The sequence below is a fragment of the Actinomadura luzonensis genome, assembly GCF_022664455.2.
GTDB classification, from domain to species: Bacteria; Actinomycetota; Actinomycetes; order Streptosporangiales; family Streptosporangiaceae; genus Nonomuraea; species Nonomuraea luzonensis.
Genome location: NZ_JAKRKC020000001.1, coordinates 3841446 through 3863138, shown reverse-complemented (window position 1 = coordinate 3863138; position 21693 = coordinate 3841446). Strand labels below are relative to the sequence as shown.

The 21693-nt window shown below is 74.8% G+C and carries 13 protein-coding genes; 5 read left to right on the top strand and 8 right to left on the bottom strand.

Annotation, left to right across the window (positions count from 1 at the left end):
* The first annotated feature begins 34 nt into the window (after positions 1–34).
* The 4 genes from MF672_RS18875 to MF672_RS18860 are packed head-to-tail and all read left to right on the top strand — an operon-like array spanning position 35 to position 6490.
* On the top strand, positions 35–1339 hold the full coding sequence (locus MF672_RS18875) for an extracellular solute-binding protein (protein WP_242380686.1): 1305 nt from the start codon (positions 35–37) through the stop codon (positions 1337–1339).
* Positions 1336–2247 (top strand): carbohydrate ABC transporter permease, encoded by a 912-nt coding sequence (locus tag MF672_RS18870; protein WP_242380685.1) that lies wholly within the window; start codon positions 1336–1338, stop codon positions 2245–2247. Before MF672_RS18875 ends, MF672_RS18870 begins: the two co-directional genes overlap by 4 nt.
* Positions 2247–3059 carry a carbohydrate ABC transporter permease gene (locus MF672_RS18865; RefSeq protein WP_242380684.1) on the top strand — a complete coding sequence of 271 codons (813 nt, stop codon included), beginning with the start codon at positions 2247–2249 and terminating at the stop codon, positions 3057–3059. The genes MF672_RS18870 and MF672_RS18865 overlap by 1 nt, the downstream gene beginning before the upstream one ends.
* The gene (locus MF672_RS18860) at positions 3056–6490 is read left to right on the top strand and encodes a hypothetical protein (protein WP_242380683.1); all 3435 of its coding nucleotides are present in this window, start codon (positions 3056–3058) and stop codon (positions 6488–6490) included. Before MF672_RS18865 ends, MF672_RS18860 begins: the two co-directional genes overlap by 4 nt.
* Here the strand turns inward: MF672_RS18860 and MF672_RS18855 are convergent.
* The 7 genes from MF672_RS18855 to MF672_RS18825 all read right to left on the bottom strand — a co-directional run bounded on the left by MF672_RS18855 (position 6469) and on the right by MF672_RS18825 (position 17692).
* The gene (locus tag MF672_RS18855; RefSeq protein WP_242380682.1) at positions 6469–8529 is read right to left on the bottom strand and encodes an ATP-binding protein; all 2061 of its coding nucleotides are present in this window, start codon (positions 8527–8529) and stop codon (positions 6469–6471) included. The two genes, MF672_RS18860 and MF672_RS18855, sit on opposite strands and share 22 nt — an antisense overlap.
* The gene (locus MF672_RS18850) at positions 8526–11306 is read right to left on the bottom strand and encodes an ATP-binding protein (protein WP_242380681.1); all 2781 of its coding nucleotides are present in this window, start codon (positions 11304–11306) and stop codon (positions 8526–8528) included. The genes MF672_RS18855 and MF672_RS18850 overlap by 4 nt, the downstream gene beginning before the upstream one ends.
* 81 nt (positions 11307–11387) lie before the next feature.
* Entirely contained in the window at positions 11388–12782 is a 1395-nt protein-coding gene (locus tag MF672_RS18845) for an amino acid permease (protein ID WP_242380680.1), read from the bottom strand.
* Between the two features lie 96 nt (positions 12783–12878).
* Positions 12879–14057, bottom strand: coding sequence for a glycosyltransferase family 4 protein (locus MF672_RS18840; RefSeq protein ID WP_242380679.1), 1179 nt, complete (start codon positions 14055–14057; stop codon positions 12879–12881).
* Positions 14054–14941 carry a sulfotransferase family protein gene (locus tag MF672_RS18835; protein WP_242380678.1) on the bottom strand — a complete coding sequence of 296 codons (888 nt, stop codon included), beginning with the start codon at positions 14939–14941 and terminating at the stop codon, positions 14054–14056. The genes MF672_RS18840 and MF672_RS18835 overlap by 4 nt, the downstream gene beginning before the upstream one ends.
* A gap of 174 nt (positions 14942–15115) precedes the next feature.
* Positions 15116–16678 carry an AMP-binding protein gene (locus MF672_RS18830; RefSeq protein ID WP_242380676.1) on the bottom strand — a complete coding sequence of 521 codons (1563 nt, stop codon included), beginning with the start codon at positions 16676–16678 and terminating at the stop codon, positions 15116–15118.
* 165 nt (positions 16679–16843) lie between these two features.
* Complete coding sequence (locus tag MF672_RS18825; protein ID WP_247815310.1) at positions 16844–17692, bottom strand: FRG domain-containing protein; 849 nt, start codon at positions 17690–17692, stop codon at positions 16844–16846.
* A gap of 111 nt (positions 17693–17803) precedes the next feature.
* On the opposite strand from MF672_RS18825, the gene MF672_RS18820 reads away from it, so the two are divergent.
* Positions 17804–18172 carry a hypothetical protein gene (locus tag MF672_RS18820; protein ID WP_242380673.1) on the top strand — a complete coding sequence of 123 codons (369 nt, stop codon included), beginning with the start codon at positions 17804–17806 and terminating at the stop codon, positions 18170–18172.
* Between the two features lie 82 nt (positions 18173–18254).
* On the opposite strand, the gene MF672_RS18815 is transcribed toward MF672_RS18820, so the two are convergent.
* Positions 18255–21497 (bottom strand): sensor histidine kinase, encoded by a 3243-nt coding sequence (locus tag MF672_RS18815; RefSeq protein WP_247815309.1) that lies wholly within the window; start codon positions 21495–21497, stop codon positions 18255–18257.
* Positions 21498–21693 lie beyond the last annotated feature (196 nt).

Genomic DNA, 21693 nt, shown 5'->3' with positions numbered 1-21693 from the left:
AAATTAACAATCAATTCATGGAGGTAGGCGGGCCATGACCGACCTTCTGCACGACGCCCGGGTGAGCCGCGCACAGTTCTTCCGCCTGATGGGCGGCCTCGCCCTGGCGACGGCCGCCACCGCCTGCTCCACCAGGCCCGAGACCACCGCGACGACCGGCGGCGGCGGCACCACGACCGACCTGAAGTTCATCGGGGTGTCCGACCAGAAGGCGCCCATGGACAAGCTGGCCGCCGCCTACGCCCAGGCCAAGCCCGGGGTGCGCGTCACGCCCTCGTACGCGCCGACCGACCAGGTGCAGACCTCGCTCCGCACCCAGCTCGGCGCCGGCAACGCGCCCGACCTGCACGTGGTCTACCCCGGCAACGGCAGCGCGATGTCCATGAGCCAGATCGCCAAGGCGGGCCTGCTGGCCGACCTGTCGGCCCAGCCGTGGACGCAGACCATCCCGGCGGGCTTCAAGCCCGCCTTCCAGCTCGACGGCAAGACCTACATCTACTCGGCCGGCTCCTCCGTCATCGGCGCCGTCTACAACAAGAAGGTCTTCCAGCAGGCCGGCGTCGACGCGCCGCCCACCACGTGGAGCGAGTTCCTGTCCGTCTGCGACAAGCTGAAGAAGGCCGGCGTCGTGCCGATCGCGCTCGGCGCGCAGACGCCGTGGGTCACCCAGCTCATCACGTACGCGCTGGTTCCCTCCACCGTCTACGCCAAGGACCCCGCCTTCGACGACAAGCAGCTCGCCGGGCAGGCGAGCTTCACCGGCTCCGGCTGGCAGCAGGCCTTCGAGATGTACCTGGAGCTGCAGAAGCGCGGCTTCTTCAACGACAAGCCCAACGGCACCACCTTCGAGCAGCAGACCTCGATGGTGGCCACCGGCAAGGCCGCCATGGCCGTGCAGGTCTCGGCCGTGCTGCCGGACTTCCGCAAGGCCGCCTCCTCGCCCGACGACCTGTCGATGTTCCCCGTGCCGGGCGCCGACGACGCCGCCTCGGTGTGGATCCCGGCCGGCGTCGTGGTCGGGCTCGGCGTCAGCGCCAAGGGCAGGAACGCCGAGGCCGCCAAGGCGTTCGTCGACTTCCTCGGCAAGCAGGAGAACATCAACGCCTGGGCCAAGGAGATCGCCGCCATCCCGCTCACGCAGGACGCCTCCTCCACCATCGACCCGGCGGTGCAGTCGTTCCTGCCGTTCACCAAGGACCGCGCGGTGCCGTTCATGGACCAGCGCTGGCCCAACGCCGAGGTGCAGCCGGTGCACTTCGCCGTCGTCCAGGAGCTGCTGGCCGGCGACTCGACGATCGCGGAGGCCCTGAAGAAGATGGACGAGGCGTACCGCAAGTGACCCCGCTGACCGCCTGGCGCGCGCGCCCGGCCCGCACCGCCCGGCCGCGCCGCAGCGCCACCACCCCGCCCTGGCTGTTCGCCGCCCCCGCGCTCGCGGTGTACGCGCTGGTCGTGCTCTACCCGGCGATCAGCGGCGTCGTGTACGCCTTCACCGACTGGAGCGGCATCGGGCAGGACATGTCCTTCGTGGGCCTGGCCAACTTCCGCACCCTGCTCGGCGACGAGCAGGCCATGGGCTCGATCGGCAACACCCTGCTGCTCACCCTGGCCGTCGTCGCCGTGCAGAACGGCGTCGGCCTGCTGCTCGCGCTCGGCGTCAACGCCAGGCTGAAGAGCCGCGCCCTGCTGCGCGTGATCTTCTTCGCGCCCGTCGTCGTCAGCCCCGTCATGGTGGCCTTCCTGTGGAAGTACATCTACAACCCCGACCCGGAGGCCGGCCTCAACGGGCTGCTCGGCCTGCACGTCGACTGGCTCGGCGACCCGTCCGTGGCGCTGTGGTCGATCGCCGGGATGGTGGTGTGGCAGTACGCCGGCTACTCCATGGTCATCTTCCTGGCCGGGCTGGAGGGCGTGCCGAAGGAGCTGCACGAGGCCGCCATGATCGACGGGGCGGGCACGTTCCAGCGCTTCCGCTACGTCACCTGGCCGCTGCTCGCGCCCGCCGTCACGATCAACCTGATGCTGTCCACGATCGGCGGGCTGAAGCTGTTCGACCAGGTCTTCGCCGCCACCAACGGCGGCCCCGGCTACGCCACCGAGACCCTGTCCACCGTGCTGTACAAGCAGGCGTTCGTGTTCGGCAAGTTCGGCTACAGCACCGCCGTCGCGCTGGTGCTGGCGCTGTTCGTGGCCGCGGTCTCGCTCGTCCAGGTCTACTACCTGCGCGGCCGGGAGGTGAGCGCGTGATGCGCCGGACGTTCCTGCTGGAGATCGTCATGATCGCGGTGGCGGTGGCGTTCCTGTTCCCCGTCTACACGCTGGTGTCGCTGTCGCTGAAGGACCCGGCGCAGATCTCGCAGACGCCGCTGGCGCTGCCCGACCCGCCCACCTTCGACAACTTCACCGCCGCCTGGTCGGCCGCCGCGCTCGGCCCGTCGCTGGTCAACAGCACCGTCATCACCGTGGTCAGCCTCATCGCGCTCATCGCGCTCGGCTCGTTCGCCGCCTACTTCCTGGCCCGCGTGCAGACCCGGCTCGGCTACGGCCTGTACATCCTGTTCCTGCTCGGCATCGTGCTGCCCTTCCAGCTCGGCATGATCCCGCTCTACCGGCTGGTCACCGACCTCGGGCTGATCGGCACGCACGCCGGGATGATCCTCTTCTACACCGGCATCCAGCTCCCGTTCACCGTCTTCCTCTACACCGGCTTCATCCGGGCGCTGCCCCGCGAGTACGCCAGCGCCGCCCAGATCGACGGCGCCGGCCACCTGACGGCCTTCACCCGCGTCGTCTTCCCGCTGCTGCGGCCCATCACCGGCACCGTGCTCATCCTCAACGCGGTCTTCATCTGGAACGACTTCTTCACCCCGCTGGTCTACCTCGGCGGCTCCGGCTTCGAGACGGTGCCGGTCAGCGTCTTCGCCTTCGTCGGCCAGTACGTCTCCCAGCACGGCCTGGTCTTCGCCGGCCTGGTGCTCGGCGCGCTGCCGATCGTCGCGGTCTTCCTCGCCCTGCAGCGTTACGTCATCAAGGGCTTCTCCAGCGGGCTCAAGGGATGAACGCCCTCGACGCCTTCCGGGAGCCGCCCCGGGAGTTCTCCCCGGCCGCCATCTGGTGGTGGAGCGGCGAGCCGCTGCGCCGCGACCGGCTGCGCTGGCAGATGGAGCGGCTGGTGGCGGGGGGCGTGCACAACCTCGTCATCCTCAACCTGGCCCCCTCGGGGCCGCTGTTCGGCGCCGACGCCGACGACCCGCCGTTCCTGTCCGAGGCGTGGTGGGAGCTGCTGGACGGGGTGTGCGCCGACGCCGCCGGGCTGGGCGCGTACCTGTGGTTCTACGACCAGCTCGGCTTCTCCGGCGCCGACCTGCAGGCCCGGCTGGTGCAGGAGCGGCCCGAGTTCGCCGGGCAGTGGCTCGGGCCCGGCGGCGAGGTCACCACGCGCGGCTTCGACTACCTGTCGGCCGAGGCGTGCGCGGTGCTGCTGGACCGGGTGCACGGCGAGTTCGAGCGGCGCGTCGGGCACTGGTTCGGGCGGGTCATCGCGGGGTCGTTCCAGGATGAGCTGCCCGCGCTGCCCACCTGGTCGGCCCGCTTCGCCGAGGAGCACCTGGCGCGGCGCGGCGAGCCGTTCTCGCTCGCCGACCCCGACTGGGCCGCCTACCAGCGCACCCGCGCCGAGCTGGCCGAGGAGGCGTTCTTCCGGCCGCTGGCCGACTGGCACCGGCGGCACGGGCTGCTCAACGGCTGCGACCAGCAGGACCCGGCCCGCGCCGGGCACCCGGTGGCGGGCGTCGAGCTGTACGCCGACTACGCCCGCACCCACCGCTGGTTCTCCGCGCCCGGCTCCGACCACCACGGCGACGCCCGCCTGCACTCCTCCCTCGCCCACCTGTACGGCCGCCCGCGCACCTGGATCGAGGCGTTCCACTCCAGCGGCTGGGGCGGCACCCTGGAGGAGACCTTCGACTGGCTGCTGCCCTGGCTGCGGGCCGGCGCCACCCTCTACAACCCGCACGCCGTCTACTACACGACGCGGCGCGGCTGGTGGGAGTGGGCGCCGCCGTCCACCGACTGGCGGCAGCCGTACTGGCGGCACCACCGGGTCTTCGCCGACGCCGTGACCCGGCTGTGCGCCGCGCTGTCGCCGGGCCGGCACGCCTGCGACGTCGCGGTCCTGCTGCCCACCGCCACCGCCCAGGCGGGGACGGCGCTCGCCGGCGCCCGCCCGCCCGCCGCCGCGGCGGCCCGGGCGGAGGAGGTCTACCGGGAGCTGGTCGGCGACATGGCGTGGTTCGCCACGAAGCCGGGCGTGCTCGACCGGCTCGGGCTGGACGCCGACGTACTCGACGAGGACTCGGTGCGGCGCGCGGAGGTCTCCGGCGGGCGGCTGGCCGTGTCCGCCGAGGCGTACCGGGCGGTCGTGCTGCCCGCCGTCACCGTCCTCGACGACGACGTGGCGGCGCGGCTGGCCGCCTTCGCCGACGCGGGCGGCCTGCTGGTGGCCGTCGGCGCGGTGCCCCCGGCGCTGCGCGGCCGGGCCCGCCTCGCCGCCGCCCCCGGCGACCTGGGGGAGGCACTGGAAGGGCTGCCCCGCCGGGTGGAGGCGCCGGTGCCCGCGCTGGTGCGCGAGAGCGGCGACGCCACCCTCGTGTTCCTGACCGCCACGCACCCCATGGCCAGCAGGATCGGCGTCGGCCGGCCCGAGGAGCGGGGCGTGGAGCTGGGCTGGCTGGACGCCCGCATCGACTTCGACCCCGCCCGCTACGCCCGCGAGACGCGGATCACCGTCCGCGACGTGGCGGGCGCCCCCAAGCTGCTGCGGCCCTTCGCGGGCGGCGACCCGGTCCCGCTGCCGCACACCCGGCGCGGCGACGCCGTCGAGGTGGTGGTGCCGTTCGACGACGGGCCCGCCGCGCTGCTGGTGTTCGACGGCACCGCCGCCGACCCCGCGCCGCCGCCGCCCGCGTACCCGGTGCAGACCGGCCTCGGGGACGAATGGGACGTCGAGCTGGTGCCGACGCTCGACGACACCTGGTCCGACTTCGGCGGGGGCGCGGGCGTCGAGCTCTGGACGCTGCGCACGCCCGCCGGGGAGCCGGTGCACGTCACGTTCGGCCCGCGCGGCGAGCAGCGCGTCGGCGACGGCCCCTGGACACCGTCCGTCTGGTCGGCCTCGCGCGGCCTGCGCAAGGACCCCGTGCACCGCGACGTGCTCGGCCCCAAGGGCCACGTGCCCGTCGAGTTCCTGGCCTTCGGCCGGGTCGCGGCCGGGGCCGAGGCCCGCTTCCGCAGCGTGCTCACCGTCCCGCCGGGCCCGCCCCGGTGGCTGGCGCTCGGCGCGGGCGCGGCCAAACGGCTGTGGCTCGGCGGCGAGGAACGCGAGCTGGCCGACACCGGGTACGCCGCCGTCACCCGCGCGCCCGTCGAGCCCGGCGAGCACCTGCTGGAGCTGCTGCTCGTCCCGGACGAGGAGCTGGACCTGCGCGCCTACGCCTGCCTGGCCGGCGACCCCGCCGACGCCGCCCGGCCCGAGTGGATCGCCGGGCCGCGCCTGGAGACCGTGGTCGAGGCGGGGGAGGAGCACCTGCTCCAGGTGGCGTCCACCGCGTTCTGCCGGGTGCTGGTCAACGGCGTCGAGGCGGGGCGGCAGGGCGGGTTCGACCCGTACGCCGAGGCCGACATCCCGCGCGTGCGCCGCTACGACCTGGCGCCCCTGCTGCGGCCCGGCCCCAACACGATCACCGTCGAGTCCGCGGGCTGGGTGCTGACCGACGGCGTCGCCGTCTCGGGGCCCGGCTGGTCGCCGCGCCCCCGGGTGCGCCGCCGCCAGCACGGCGACCCGGCCGCGCTCTGGCTGCGCCCCCGCCCGCACCCGCTGCCGGAGGCGGGCTGGCTGGACGGCCGGCCGGCCGCGCCGCCCGCCGGGTTCGCGGTGCCCGGCGCCCGGCCCCGCCAGGAACGTCTCCTCCTCGACCGGCCGCCGGGGGCGACCGGCGTCGAGGTGCGGGCGGACGTCCCGGTCGAGGTGCGGGACGGCGACCCGATCGAGCTGCTGCTCACCACCGAGCCCGGCGCGCAGGCGGGCGCGGCCCTCACCGGGCCGGTCCGCGTCACCTGCGGGCCCGGCCGGATGCGCCTCGGCGACTGGGAGGAACGCGGCCTGCCCGGCTGGAGCGGCGGCGTGCGCTACCGCACCACCGTCACCGCCCCGGCCGGCGCCGGGCCCGGCCTGCTCGACCTCGGCCGGGTGCGCGGCACCGCCGAGGTCACCGTCAACGGCCGGCCCTGCGGCGTGCGGGTCTGCTCGCCCTATGTCTTCCCCGTCGAGCTGGACGTGGGCGAGAACACGGTGGAGGTGCTGGTGCTCGGCACGCTGGCGCCGTACCTGGACGAGGTGAGCCCGACCCACTTCGTCTTCCCCGGCCAGCGCGTCACCGGCCTGCTCGGGCCGGTGACGCTGCGCACGCCTCACCCCACGGAGGCCGCGTAGCCCATCGCCCGCTCCGGGCCGAGCCGCGCCCCGGAGTGGAAGGCCCCGGAGAACGCCCGCGGCCCGAGCGCCCGCCGCGCCTCCTCGGCGCAGCGCTCGTGCGCCGCCGCGTGGTAGCACAACCGCTCCGGGGCCACGCCCGCCCCCCGCCACAGGCTGCTGGCCGCGCCCAGCAGCCCCGCCGCCACCTCGTGCCGGCCGCGCGCCCCCTGCGCCCAGGCCAGCACCTCCAGGCACTGCGTCAGCCCCCACCGGTCGCCGATCCCGCCGGTGAACTCGGCCGCCGCCCGCACCAGCCCCTCCGCGCCCGGGCAGTCGCCGAGACACCACCGCGCCACGCCGAGCGCGAGCTGCGCGTACGCCCGCGAGACCACCGCGTGGTGGCGCTCGCACAGCTCCAGCAGCTCCTCCCCGAACCCGGCCGCCTGCTCCGGGTCGGCCACCGAGCCGTACACGGCGGCGAACTGGAGCGTGCACAGCACGCCGTCCACGTCGTCCGCCGCCCGGAACCGGCCCAGCGCCTCGCGCAGCAGCTCCATCCCGCGCGGCGGGTCCCCGGCCGTGCACGCCTCCACCCCGGCGGCCCGGATCGCGTGCGGCAGCACGCTCTCGTTCCCGGCCCGCCGGGCCAGCTCCAGGCACTCCGCGAGGCGCGGCCCGGCCCCCGCCAGGTCGCCCTGGCGCAGCGCCAGCATGCCGTCCGCCCACAGGGCCGTGGCCCGCGCGACGCCGTCCTCCGGCGCCAGCGCCAGCCCCCGCTCCAGCCAGCGGCGGCCCTCGGCCGGCTCGCCGGACAGCAGCCAGAAGCACCACAGGGCCGAGGCGGTGCCCAGCTCCACCTCGTGCAGCGGGCCCCGGGCCAGGCCCGCCTCCAGCGCGGCCCGCACGTTGGGCAGCTCGGCGCGCAGCAGCCGGAAGCGTTCGAGCTGGTCGGGCACCGCCCGGTCGATGCGGTGCCGCTCCACCAGGTCGCGGTGGTGGTGGACGTACCGGGCCAGCACCCGGCCGCGGTCGGCGGGCTCCAGCCGCTCGGCCCCGTACGCGCGCAGGCTCTCCAGCATGTGGTAGCGCATCCCGTCGTCGCGGGGCTCGCCGGCCAGCACCGACTTGTCCACCAGCCCGGCCAGCAGGTCCACCACCTCAGGCTCCTCGATGCCGCCGCCCGCGCCCACCGCCTCGGCCGCCTCCAGGCCGATGTCGCCGGGGAAGGCCGACAACCGCGCCCACAGCCGCCGCTCCGGCTCCGAGCACAGCCCGAAGCTCCAGTCCAGCGTCGCCCGCAGCGTGCGGTGGCGGGGCAGCGCGGCGGGCACGTCGGCGGCCAGCACGTCGGCCGGGGCGCCCGGCCGCTCCTCCAGCCGGCGCGCCAGCTCCTCCAGCGGCGCGGTCCGCAGCCGCGCCGCGGCCAGCTCGATGGCCAGCGGGACGCCCTCCAGGCGGCGCACCAGCCGCGTCACGCAGGCCACGTTGTCCGGGTTGAGGGTGAACCCGGGGCGCACGGTCGCCGCCCGCTCCACGAACAGCCGCACCGCGTCCAGGCGGGCCGTCTCGCGCAGCGTTTGACCCGGCTCCGGCACCGGCAGCGCGGGCACGGTCAGCACCTGCTCGCCGTACACGCCGAGCGTCTGCCTGCTGGTCGCCAGCACCCGCAGCCGGGGCGCGGCCCGCAGCAGCAGGTCCACCAGCCGGGCGCACGCGTCGCGCACGTGCTCGCAGTCGTCCAGCACGAGCAGCGTGCGCCGGCCCGACAGGTGGTCGGCCAGCGCCCTCGCGGGCTCCCCGCCGCCCGGGTCCACCCCGAGCGCCCTCGCGACCGCCGCCTCCAGCGGCTCGCCCGCGGCCAGCCCGCCCAGCTCGACGACCTCCACGTCCTGGAACGCCGGCCGCAGCGTCTCGGCGATCTTGAGCGCCAGGCGCGTCTTGCCGACGCCGCCCGCGCCGGTGAGGGTGAGCAGCCTGCTCGTGTGCAACATCCGCCTGGCCACGGACAGCTCGTGCCGCCGTCCCACGAAGCCGTCCGCGAACAGGCGGGAGGTCACGGAAGGCTCCGCTCCGGCGGGCCCTGCCCGGCGCTCCCCTCCGGGCTCCGCCCGGCACCGCCCTCCGGCGGGCCCTGCTCGGCGACCCAGGCCGCGATCTGCGCCCGCGAGGTGAAGCCGAGCTTGCGCAGGATGTGCTCCACATGCGCCTCGGCCGTGCGCTGCGCGATCACCAGGGTGGCCGCGATCTCCTTGTTGGCCAGGCCCCTGGCCACCAGCCCGGCGATCTCCCGCTCGCGCGGGGTCAGCGGCGAGGCCTCCTCGGCGCGGGTGCGGGCCGGCCGGGCCCCGCGGCCCATGGCGTACGCCAGCGCGTCCGCCGGAGCCAGCTCCACGCCCTTGCGGAAGGCGGCCTCGAACCCGCGGGCGCCGAGACGTTCCCGCGCCACCGCCTCCGCCGCGTCGTGGTAGCCCGACAGGTAGCCGAACAGCGGCCCGCCGAACGCCCGCCAGCTCTCCTGCGACGCCCCGAGCAACGTCGCCGCCCGCTCGGCCGGCTGCTGCCCGGCGCCCCCGGCCGCCATCCAGGCCAGCGCCTCGACGCACAACGCCGTGCCGAGCCGGTCGTCGAACGGCTCCTTCAGCCGGATCGCCTCGCGCTCCATCTCCACCGCGCGCGCCGGGTCGCCCTGCCGCCAGGTCTCGATGCCGAACAACCACAGCGCGTACGAGCGGAACCAGTGCTCGTGGCGCGCCTCGCAGATCGCCAGGCACTCCTTGAACAGGGCGATCGCCTGGTCGTCGTGGCCCAGCAGGGCGTGCGCCGTGGCCAGGTACATCAGGGCGTTGACCACGCCGCTCTCCTCGCCGTCCGCCCGATGGCCCTCGACGGCCGCGCCCAGCTCCTCCACGGCGCGCTGCGGGTCGCCCTGCATCAGCGCGGCCAGGCCCGCCACGTACGCGGCCGGGGCCGGCGGCAGCGGGGCCGGCAGGGTGCGGGCCAGCTCCCGGCACTCCTCCAGCAGGGCTTCGCCCATCTCGAAGTCGCTCTGCAGCACTGCCAGGCGGGCGTTGACGCACAACGCCTCGGCCCGGGCCGCCGTGGGGGCGGGGGCGGCGGCCAGCAGGCGGCCCAGCCAGGTCCGGCCCTCACGGTGCGCGCCGGCCGCGATCCAGTAGAAGCGCAACGCCGTCGCCAGCACCAACCCGTCGTCCACCGGCCCGCCCGGCCCGGCTCCTTCCGGCGCTCGCCCGCCACCGCCCGGGCTGAGGTCCTTCTGACTGCAAGGGGAGGGGCCGAGGCCGGCTGGCCCGCCATCGCCCGGGATGGGGTTCTTCTGGTTGGAAGGGGAGGGGCCGAGGGCGGTTGGCGCGCCATCGCTCGGGTTGGGGTTCTTCTGGTTGGAAGGGGAGGGGCTGAGGGCGGTTGGCGCGCCGCCGGTGGGGCCGGTGTCAGAGGGAGCGGTGGGGAGGCTGGAGTCGAGGGCGGTGCGGAGGTTGCCGTGGTCGGCGCGGAGCCGGGCGAACCAGGTGACCTGGCCCGGTCCGTACCATTCGCGCCCCGCCCGCACCGCCAGGTCGCGGAAGTAGGCGCGGTGCCGGGCCCGCATCCAGGCCTCCTCGCCCGACTCGCGCAGCCGCTCGCGCCCGTACTGGCGGATGGTCTCCAGCAGCCGGTACCGCACGGCCTGCCGGTGCTCCTCACGGGCCAGCACCGACTTGTCGACCAGCCCGCCCACCAGGTCCACCACGTCCTCGGCGGCGATGCCGGCCCCGGCGCAGACGTGCTCGGCCGCCTCCAGGTCCAGCCCGCCGGAGAACACCGACAGCCGGCTCCACAGCAGCCGCTCCTGCTCGGTGCACAGCCCGTAGCTCCAGTCGATGAGCGAGCGCAACGTCTGCTGGCGCGGCAGCGCGGTCCTGGCGCCGGTGGTGAGCAGCCGGAAGCGGTCGTCCAGCCGCTCCAGGAGCTGCTCCACCGACAGCGCCCGCAGTCGTACGGCGGCCAGCTCGATGGCGAGCGGGATGCCGTCGAGCCGCCGGCAGACGCGGGCCACGTCGTCCCGGTTGGCGTCGGTCAGCTCGAAGCCGGGCAGCACGGCCCGCGCCCGCTCGGCGAACAGCCGCACCGCGTCGGTCCGCCCGTCCGGCGGCGGGCCCGTCGCGTCGTCCCCGGTCCCGTCGTGTTCCGCCCTGTCCGGTCCTGTCGGGTCCGGTCCTGTCGGGTCCGGCCCCGCCCGGTCCGGTCCTGTCCGGCGCCGTGGGTCGTCCTCCGGCGCCGTCCGGTGCCGCGCCCCCGGGTCCGTACGGCCGGGCGCGGCGGCGACCGCCGGCACCGGCATCGGCGGCACCGCCAGCACCTGCTCGCCCGCCACCCCGAGCGCCTGCCGGCTGGTGGCGAGGACCCGCAGGCCGGGCGCGCCCCGCACGAGCCGTTCCACCAGGGCGGCGCAGCCGTCCAGCAGGTGCTCGCAGTTGTCCAGCACCACCAGCGCCTCGCGTTCGCGCAGGTGCTCGGCCAGCACCTCGATGGGCGGGCGGGGCGGCCGGTCCTGGACGCGCAGCGCCTCCATCACGGTCGGCACCAGCAGCTCCGGGCTCTCCAGCGCGGCCAGCTCCACCAGCCACACGCCGTCGTGGTAAGCCCGCCGCAGGTCGACCGCGGCCCGCAGGGCGAGCCGTGACTTGCCGACGCCGCCGACGCCGGCCAGCGTCACCAGCCTGGCCTCGGCCAGCAGCCGCTTCACCTCGGCGATCTCCCGTCGGCGGCCCACGAAGCTGTTGAGCTCGGCCGGCAGCGACACGTTCGGCGACACGTTGGCCGCGGTCATGGTCATGTTGGATCAGCCCCCACGACCAGGCTATGCCTCGACCCTTTTCGTCCGCTTTCGCAATGGTATGGGGGGAGTAAAACCCGCTCAGTCCCGGTTCAGCGCCGAGTGCCGCCGGCTGTAGGCGAAGTACACGACGAGCCCCAGCACGAACCAGACCGCGAAGCGCAGCCAGGTCAGCGGCGCCAGGAACGTGATCAGCCAGATCGAGAACACCACCCCGATCGCCGGCACCACCGGCATGCCCGGCGTGCGGAACTCCCGGTGCAGGTCCGGCCGCCGGTAACGCAGCACGATGACCGCCGCGCACACCACCACGAACGCCAGCAGGATGCCGATGTTGGTCAGCTCGGCGGCCTCCCTGATCGGCAGGAACCCGGCGATCAGCGCCGAGGCCACGCCCACGATCCAGGTGACCCGCGACGGCACCCGCCGTACGGGGTGCAGCCGGGCGAACCAGCCCGGCAGCAGCCCGTCCCGGCTCATCGAGAACCACACGCGGGTGACGCCCAGCATGAACGTGAACATCACGGTGAGGATGCCGATGATGGCCCCCACCGCGATCAGCGCCGCCAGCCCCCGCAGCCCGACGGCGGCGAACGCCGAGGAGAAGCCGCTCTCGGGGTCGATGTCGCGGTAGTTCTGCATGCCGGTGAGCACCAGCGTGGCCAGCACGTACAGCACCATCGAGATGGCCAGCGAGTAGATGATGGCCTTCGGCATGTGCCGGCGCGCGTCGCGCGACTCCTCGGCCGCGGTGCTCATCGCGTCGTAGCCGAACACCGCGAAGAACACCGTCGCCGCGCCGGTGATCGCCCCGCCGACCCCGAACGGGAAGAACGGCGAGTAGTTGGCCGGGTTGACGAAGAAGAACCCGACCACGATCACCACCAGCACCACCGCGACCTTGATCGCGACGACGGTGGTCTCGAACCGGGCGGCCGTCTTGATCCCGCGGTTCAGCAGGAAGGCGATGAGCAGGCACAGCACCACCGCGAACAGGTCCACCACGTGCCCGTCGCCGGTGCCCGGCGCCCCCAGCATCCACGCGGGCAGCTTCAGGCCCAGCTCCTGCACCAGGAAGCCGAAGTAGCCGGAGATGCCGATGGCGACCACCGCCACGATCGCGGTGTACTCCAGCAGCAGGTCCCAGCCGATGAACCAGCCGACGATCTCGCCGAGCACCGCGTAGCCGTAGGTGTAGGCGGAGCCGGCCTTCGGGATCATGCCGGCGAACTCGGCGTAGGAGAAGGCCGCCGCCGCGCTGGCCACCCCGGCCAGCAGGAACGACACCAGCACCGCCGGCCCGGCCGTCTGGTTGGCCACCGCGCCCGCCAGCGCGAAGATGCCCGCGCCGATGATGCCGCCGATCCCGATCGCGGTGAGCTGCCACAGCCCCAGCGACCGGGACAGCTCGCCCTCGTGCTCCTCCGCGATCTGCTCGACCGGTTTGCGGCGGAACATGCTGTGTGACGCGGCCATGGCAGCCTCCTGATCACCCTGTCGGTTCTCAGGTAGGTCTTTCCTGCCGGGCCCCGGCCATACGGCCGAGGCCGCGATTTGACGACTTCGAGGGGTTCAGCGGGGCCTGCCGAAGTCGGCGGGCACCGGCCGGCCGCGGCTGAGCAGCATGAACAGCTCCTCCCACAGCGGCATCACGACCTCGGGCGTGTAGTCGTGGGCGGTCTCGGCCGCCGCCGCGCCGAGCCGCAGCCGCAGCTCGCGGTCGCCCATCAGCCGTCCCAGCTCCTCGCCCAGCTTCTCCACGTTGCGCGGCGGCACCAGCACGCCGTCGCGGCCGGGCGTCAGCACGTCGGCGGGGCCGGTGGGGCAGTCGAAGGCGACGACCGGCAGCGCGTGGCCCATCGCCTCGATCATCGCCATCGGCAGGCCCTCGATGCGCGAGCTGAGCGCGTAGATCGACGCCTTGGCCAGCTCCTCGTGGATGCGGTCGCTGCGGCCCATGAGCGTGATGCGCTCGCCCATGCCGCGCTCGTCGATGCGCTGCTGGAGCCGCTCCTGCGACGGGCCGGTGCCGAAGATGCGCAGCCGCCACTCCGGGTGCTCCGCCGCGACCGAGGCGAAGGCCGGGATGAGCATGTCGTAGCCCTTCTGCGGCACCAGCCGCCCGGCCGCGATCACCACGGGGTTGCTCTGGTCGGAGTGCTTGCGGTGCTCCATGTGGACGGCGTTCGGGATGCGCACGATCGGCGTGCCGTCCAGGATCTCGTGGTACTCGGCGCGGCTGGTCTCGGTGAGCACGGCCACCGCGTCGAAACGGTCGTAGTGGCGGGCGATCTGCTCGCGGACGGCCTCGTGGTAGGCGCCGAGGTTCATGTGCTCCTGCGCGACCCTGATCACCTTGCGCGAGGCGCGGCGGGCGGAGATCAGGTTGAGCGCCGGGCGGGTGGTGACGAGGATGCCGTCGTCCAGGGACGACACGTAGTCCATCACGGCCGCCTCGACGCGCTCGGTGAACCACTCGGCGGCGAACTCGCCGTACGGGACGATCTTGCCGCGGGCCCGCCGCCACACCTTGCGCGCCAGCGAGTCGGCGGGCACCCCCTCACGCTGGTCGACCAGCGCCGACACGCGCACCCGCGGGTCGATGGCGAACTGCGGCTTGCCGCGCCGCCGCACCACGCTGACGATCTCGACCTCGTGGCCCGCCTCGGCCATCGCGTTGGCCTGGTTGACCACGGTGCGGATGGTGCCGCCCATGCCGTACGCGTGCAGCAGCATGTAGCGGATCCTCACGGGAGGTACCCCCACGTCCTGGCCATGCCTTTCAGCACGTCGGGCACCTCGTCGGGGCCGGGCAGCTCGCGGCCGGGCTGCACCTGGCCGGAGCGGATCTTGTCCTTCCAGTCGCCGAGGCCCTTGGTGACCACGTCGGGGGTGCCGTAGCTGAGCATGCCGGGCGCCCAGTCGACGGCGAGGAAGCCGCACAGCTCGCGCAGCGTCTTCTCCGGGTCGGCGGTCAGGTCCTCGTAGCGCACGGTCAGGCCGGGCAGCGCCTTTCTGGCACGCTCCACCGCCTTCATGTAGCGCAGCGCGTCGGCCGCCGCCTCCTCCGGGGTGCGCTTGTCCGGGCTGGCCTCGTGCCAGGAGGTCGCGATGGAGGCCGGGTGGCGCAGCAGGAACACGAAGCGCGCGTCCGGCCAGCAGGCGGCGAGCCGTTCGTAGGCGAAGGCGTTGGCCGGGGTCTTGTCCACGATGTACCGCTTGCCGCTGCGGACCAGCTCGCGGTGCAGCACCCGGTCCCACAGCAGGTGCTCCAGGTCGGCCTTGTTGTGGCCGAGCGCGGCCATCGCCTTCTCCGCCAGGCTCGTGCCGAAGTCGACGCTGAGGCGGCGGACGTGCAGCTCGTGCGGGGCGTGCAGGTCGGGGTGCGCGTTCAGCATCGAGCGCAGCAGCGTCGAGCCGGACCGGACGGGCGAGATGACGAAGACGGGCGCCCTGAGCAGGCGGTCGGTCCCGGGATCGGCGGGCGGGCGGAACGAGGCGTCGGCGGCCTTCCTGACCTGCCCGGCCGCTTTCGCGGCCGGTCTCCCGGCCGGCGCGGCGTCCTTGGCCACCCGCTCGATACGCAGGCCCGCGTGCCTTTCCAGCGCGGTGGTGATCTTACGCTGCCACTTCATGGTGGGGGAGGGTACTGACCTTTTCTGCAAGTTGACTGAGAGTGGGCGGACGCGGCCCCGGGAACGGAGCCGGGCTCGCATGTCGCCCTTCACCTTGCAGTCTGCCCTATGCCGGCCCCTCCCCGGGCCACGTCGGCGAGGCAGCCTGGGCGCCGGTGGCCTTCGGGGAGGCGGTCAGTTGATGCGGCGCTCGTGCCCCGCCCACGCCTTGTCCCGCAGGACGTACTTCTGGATCTTGCCGGTCGAGGTCTTCGGCAGCTCGCCGAACTCCACCACCTTCGGCACCTTGAACCGCGCCAGCCGCGACCGCACGTGCTCCATGATCTCGTCGGCGGTGGCCGTCGCGCCCTCGCGCAGCGTCACGTACGCGGCCGGCACCTCGCCCCAGTGCTCGTCCGGCACCGCGACGACCGCCACCTCCAGCACCGCCGGATGGTCGGCGATGGCCTGCTCCACCTCCACCGAGGCGATGTTCTCGCCGCCCGAGATGATCACGTCCTTGCTGCGGTCGCGCAGCTCCACGTACCCGTCGGGATGGCGGACGCCGAGGTCGCCGGTGCGGAACCAGCCGTCCGGCGCGGCCGCCGCCGTCGCCTCCGGGTCGCGGAAGTAGCCCAGCATGACGTTGTTGCCGCGCAGCGCGATCTCCCCGACCGTGACGCCGTCGGCGGGGACCTCCGTGCCGTCCTTCGCCACGACGCGGGCGGTGCAGGAGATCAGGTTGCCGACGCCCTGGCGGGCCTTCAGCCGGGCCTGCTGCTCGCCGGTCAGCGCGTCCCACTCCGGCCGCCAGTCGCAGATCATCGCCGGGCCGAACGTCTCGGTCAGCCCGTACAGGTGGATGACGTCGAAGCCGAGGCCCGACATGCGCCGCAGGATCGCGGGGGACGGCGGCGCGCCGCCCGTCGAGACCCGCACCGTGCGCTCCAGCGGGGCGGCGTCCGGCGCATAGGCGATCATGGACAGCACCGTCGGCGCGCCCTCCAGGTGCGTCACGCCCTCGGCGCGCAGCAGCCGCCACACCTCGGCCGGGTCCGGCCGCGGCAGGCACACGTGCGTCCCGGCCGCGGCCGTCACCGCCCACGGGAAGCACCAGCCGTTGCAGTGGAACATCGGCAGCGTCCACAGGTGCACGGTCGCCGGCGACAGCCCGGCGTGCCCCACCATGGCCAGGGCCTGCAGGTACGCGCCCCGGTGGTGGTACATCACGCCCTTCGGGCGGCCCGTGGTGCCCGAGGTGTAGTTGATCGACAGCAGCGCCCGCTCGTCGGCCGGGGTGAGCGCCATCGGGGTGGCCTCCGCCAGCAGGCTCTCGTACCCGGCGCCGGCCCGGACCAGGCGGGGCGGCTCGGCCAGCCCGGCCAGCGCGGTCTCCACCAGGTCGTCGAAGACCGGGTCGTGCACCAGCACGCCCGCCCCCGAGTGCTCCAGGATGTAGCCGACCTCGCCCGCCGCCAGCCGGGTGTTGACCGCCACCAGCGGCACGCCCGCCCACGGCACGCCGAAGTTCGCCTCCAGCAGCACGGACGTGTTCGGCGCGAGCACCGCCACCGGGCGGCCCGCCGCCAGCGGCGCCAGCGCGCCCGCCAGGCGGCGGCACCGGTCGCGCAGCTCGTGGTAGGTGAGGCGGCGCTCGCCGTCGATCACGGCCAGGCGGTCGCCGTGCGCGTCGGCGGCGCGGTCGAGGAAGGAGACGGGGGTCAGCGGCTCGAACGACAAGGCGTCCAGATCGGGCATCCAGCGCTCCTCCGGGCGAGAGGCGGGCTCGTCCCCGCCATCCTCGGTCGCGCCGCCCGTCCCGGCAAGGGGCCCCGCCCCGTCCCATCAGGCGCTCCGCCACCCGGACCCGGCGCCCCTGCCGTCCAGGCCCGGCGTCGCGGCTCCCGCCGTCCGGGTGCGGCGTCAGCCGTCCATGTCGCCGTGCCGGTGGCGCCGCTCGTCCTCGGCCATCGACGCGCCGCCGTCGCCCCGGCCGCGCCCGACGCCGCCGGGGGTGTAGTAGCGGCGCAGCCACTCCGCCAGCCCGTCCAGGCCGGGCAGCAGCACCCGCTCGGTGATGTTCGCCTGGTCCAGCCGCTGCCTGATCTCCACCTTCACCTCCGACGGGATCCGCCAGGCCCGCCACAGCCCCGGATGCCCGGCCATCCAGTCCTCGAGCTGGTACGTCGGGTCCGACAGCGCCGACAACACCGACGACTGGTTGACCACCCGCTCGTCCAGCGACGGCGGCTCGAAGAACGCCAGGAACGGCTCCTCGCCGCCCAGCCGGTCGAAGCACCGCAGGTCCGGCGCGTGCTCGGCGAGCATCTCCGTCGTGAAGACCAGCGCGCCCTCCTCCTCCAGCTCCTCGCGCAACGGCTCCGGCAGCAGCCGGTGCGCGCCCGCGCAGTCCAGGGCCAGCAGCAGGCCGTCCTCCTCCGGCCACGACGCGGTCGCGAAGTGCAGCGCCACCAGCGGCGAGAACGTCCAGTCCAGCAGCCGCGTCGGCAGGCCGTGGTGCTGCCCCAGCGCCAGCCAGTCCCAGACCGTCGGGCCGGGCTCCTGCCGGTGGGCGTACTTGCAGAAGTTGCGCAGCAGGTGCGACTCCAGCTCCGCGTAGTCGCCGTCCAGCCGGGCCAGCCCCGACACGTGCGAGTACGAGCTGCGCGACAGGCCGCGGAAGACCAGCGTGGAATGCGCGTGCGTCGCGCCGTCGCCGCGGCTGGCCTCCCCGATCGCGTCGTCCAGCTCCCGCCACGACGCCACTTTCACCACGTCCATCCTGCACCGCGTTCCCCTGACGAGGGGGCTCACACATGATCGAGGACTCTCCTGGTGCGCGGTGGGTAGTCGTGACGGCCGGACCGAGAAAGGAGCGTTGCCGTGCATACCCCTCAGAGGCCGGGCATCAGCCAGGTGCACACCGGCATGAAGGTCGTCGACCGCGACGGCAAGGAGGTCGGGACGGTGGAGCTCGTGAAAATGGGCGACCCGCAGGCGGCCACCACCGAGGGACAGGAGCCCGAGCGCGGGCGCGGTTTCGTGCCCGTGTTGTCGGACGTCTTCAGGGACGCCGAGCCCGACCTGCCGCCCGCGCTCGCGGCGCGGCTGATGCGGACCGGCTTCGTGAAGGTGGACGCCCGCGGGCTGTTCGCACGCGACCTGTACGTCGCGCCCGAGCAGGTCGCGCGCATAGAGGAGAACGTGGTGCACCTGTCGGCCGACGGCGCCTCCCTGGCCAAGGAGAGCTGAGCGGCGCCCTTCCGGAGGGGCCTTCCGGGAGGGCCGACGACACGGGCGGGCCGTCCTCGCGGGGAGGACGGCCCGTTCGCGTTCACCCGTCGCCGGGCCGGCCGTTGCTGAGCGGGCCGTCCTGGAACGGGACGTCCCCGAACGGGACGTCCTGGAACGGGACGTCCTGGAACGGGACGTCCTGGAACGGGACGTCCTGGAACGGGACGTCCCCGAACGGGACGTCGGCGGGCGGGACGTCGCCGGCGCGCAGGCGTTCCCTGGCCCGCCGGAACCCCTCCTGGTACCCGGCGATGCGGCGGCGCGCCCGGTCCGGCGACAGGCGCGCGATCGGCGCGACACCCCTGGGCGCGGACAGGCTGTCGGCGGTGCCCGGCACCAGGTTCGCCTTCGGGACCCGTTTCGGCAGGCCCGCCGTGGTGGGGACGTGATCGGACGGCGTGGCGGCGGCCTCGGCGGCGCTCCAGCCGGCGTCCGCCTGCGGGGAGCTCCAGCGGGCGGTGGGCGCGCCGTTGAACCAGGCGGACTCCACCTCGGCGAAGATCGGCAGGTAGTCGTCGTCCGCGCCGGTGGCGGCGGGCGCGGCTCCGTCCAGGACGTCGTACGGCCGCTCGCCCCCGGGCGGCCCGAGCTCGCCGGGATCGTCGGGATCGCCCGGATCGGTGGCGAACGACGGCCAGTCGCCGGGCTCGCCCCCGCCGGCCCGCCGCAGCGGCCTCCTCCAGACGCCTTCCGCCCCTCCGGCGGCCTCCTCCGGGCACACCCCCGGCCCGAGCGCCCGATCCGGCGCCCGGTCCGGCGCCCGGTCCCGCGCCCGGTCCCGCGCCGGCGGCCCGCCACGGGCGCCCACCCCTCCGACGGCCCTGAGCCGCCCGCCCCCGCCCGGCCCGCGCGAACGGCCGGCGAACGGGACGGGTCCGTCCGGACCGGTGGTCGAGCGGGCGGGTCCGTCCGGGACGGCGGTGGCGCGGACGGGGCCGTCCGGACCGGCGGTCAAGGGAACGGGCGCGATCGGGACGTCGGCGGACGGCGGCCCGGCCGGGACCGTGGCGGAGGGGAACGGCCCGGTCCTGACGGCCCGAGGGGAGGGGAACGGCCCGGTCACGGCCGTGGCGGAGGGGAACGGCCCGGTCCTGACGGCCGCGGCGGGCGGTGGGGGCGGGCGCAGGAGCGAGGCCGGGAGCAGCACCAGGGCGAGCAGCCCGCCCCCGTCACGCGCCCGCACCCGCACCCCGATCCCGTGCCGCCGCGCCAGCCGCGCCACCACGAACAGCCCCATCCGCCGCGACACCGACGCGTCCAGCTCCCCGCCCCGCGCCAGCCGCTCGTTGGCCTGCGCGATCTCCTCGGGCGTCATCCCGATCCCGCGATCGGCCACGCACAGCACGACCCCGCCCCCGCCCTCGCGACCGCGACCGCCTTCGCGACCGCGACCGCCTTCGCCCCCGCGACCGCCGCCGGCCCCGCGACCCCCGCCGGCCCCGCGACCGCCCCAATCACCGCGACCGCCGTCGGCCACCGGACCCGGGCCTCCGGGCGCGTCGGCCGCCTCGGCGGTGACGCGGACGCGGGTCTCCCGGGGCGAGAAGGACAGCGCGTTCTCCACCAGCTCCGCCAGCAGGTGCACGACGTCCGCGACCGCCCGCCCGGCCACCGCCTGCACCGGCCCGACCCGGCTGTCCACGCGCTCGTGCTGCTCCACCTCCGCCAGCGCGGCCCGCACCACGTCCGTCAGCGGCAGCGGCGCGCCCCGCCGCCCCGGCGGCTCCTGGCCGGCCAGCACCAGCAGGCTCTCGTTGGTCCGCCGCATCCGCGTCGCCAGGTGGCCGGCCGTGGCGAGGCTGGCCGCTCGCCCGTCCCGGCCGTCCCCGCTGCCGTCCCCGCCGCCGACCCTGCCGCCGTCCCCGCCGCCGCTCTCGTCCCGCTCCAGCTCGGCGAGGTGCTGGATGAGCCGCTGCACCAGCGTCTGGCTGCGCCGCGACAGGTCGACGAACATGGCGTTGACGTCGGCCCGCAGCCGCGCCTCCTCGCCCGCCAGCCGGACGGCCTCGCGGTGCACCTCGTCGAAGGCGCGCGCCACCTCGCCGACCTCGTCCCAGGAGTCGACGTCGATGGGGGCGACGGCGGGCGGCCGGCCGTCCTCGCGCTCGCGCAGCAGCCGCACGGTGTGCGGCAGCCGGACCTCGGCCACGGCGAGGGCCTCGCGCCGCAGCCGCCGCAGCGGGGTGACCAGCGAGTGCGCCACGATGGCCGTGAGCAGCAGGACGGCCATCAGCAGCAGCAGGATGACGGTGGCGGCCACCACGGCGTCCCGCCGCGCGGCGTCGCCGAGGGTGCGGCTCTGCACGATGATCGAGTCGCCGAGCCGCCGCTGGACCGTCCACATGCCGTCCACGGTGCCGCTCATCGCCTCGAACCAGCGCTCGGCGTCCTGGCCGCTGCCGGGCACGATGTCGACGTCCCCGCGGCGGGCCGCCTCGGCCAGGGCGCGCAGCCGGATCACCTCGGCCCGGTCCACCAGCGTGCCGGTGACGATGTCGTCGTATGCCTGGCGCTGCTCCAGCGTGGCCACCGACCGGAACACCTCCAGCTCGCTGTCCTGCTGGGCGCGGGCGGCGGTGAGGCGCTCCAGCTCGCCGGTGCGGAAGCGGCCGGCCGCCGCCACCGCCGCGAGCAGCCCGCGCTGCTGGGAGGCGGCCTCGTGCGCCTTGGCCAGCGCGGACAGGGCGCGCACGGAGGCGTTCAGCGGCTCGTTCTCGCCGCCCTGGCCGACCTCGTCGTGCAGCTGCTGGAGAGCGGCGATGAGCTGGGCGTACTTGGTGAGCGTGGGCAGGGCGAGGAGCCGGGTGCCGAGGACGGTGGCGCGCACGGCGGCGAGCTCCGGCAGCCGGGCGAGGAGCTGCCGGGTGAGCAGCCAGGCGCCGTCGCCGTGGTCGGCGGTGATGCGGCCGGCCCTCGCGCGCAGCTCGGCGACGGCCCGGTCCACGTGGCCGAACTGGGCGCGCAGCGGCCGCTCCCGAGGCGCGGCGCGGCCGGCGCCGACGTAGTGCACGGCGAGGTCGCGTTCGAGGGCCAGCTCGTGGGCCGCGGCGGTGACCGAGGCGCTGAGCTCGGCCTTGTCCAGCACGCGGCGATAGCGCTCGGCGGCGCTCCAGTGGTCGACGACCTGCTGCCCGCCGACCAGCACCCCGACCCCGGTCGGGATGAGGATGAGCGCGATGAGCCGGGCCCGCACGCGCAGGTCCCGCAGCCTGAGGCGGCGGCGGCGCGGGGCGCCGGCGGGCGGCGAGGACGGGCGGTGAATGTCCGCGTTCGACTGATTCACCTCGCTGGCTCCCTCTCACCCGGTCAGCACCTATGAGACAGCAGGCACCCTTGTGCAGAGAGCGCAATTTGAGCATACCTGTGCGGAAGGGCTAAATGGGTATGCTGACTACACAACTGACTTCCCCTGAAATGGCCATTGACTACTATTTCCGCCATATCTCCAAAAAAGCCGCGAAATGGGACATGGGGTGGCG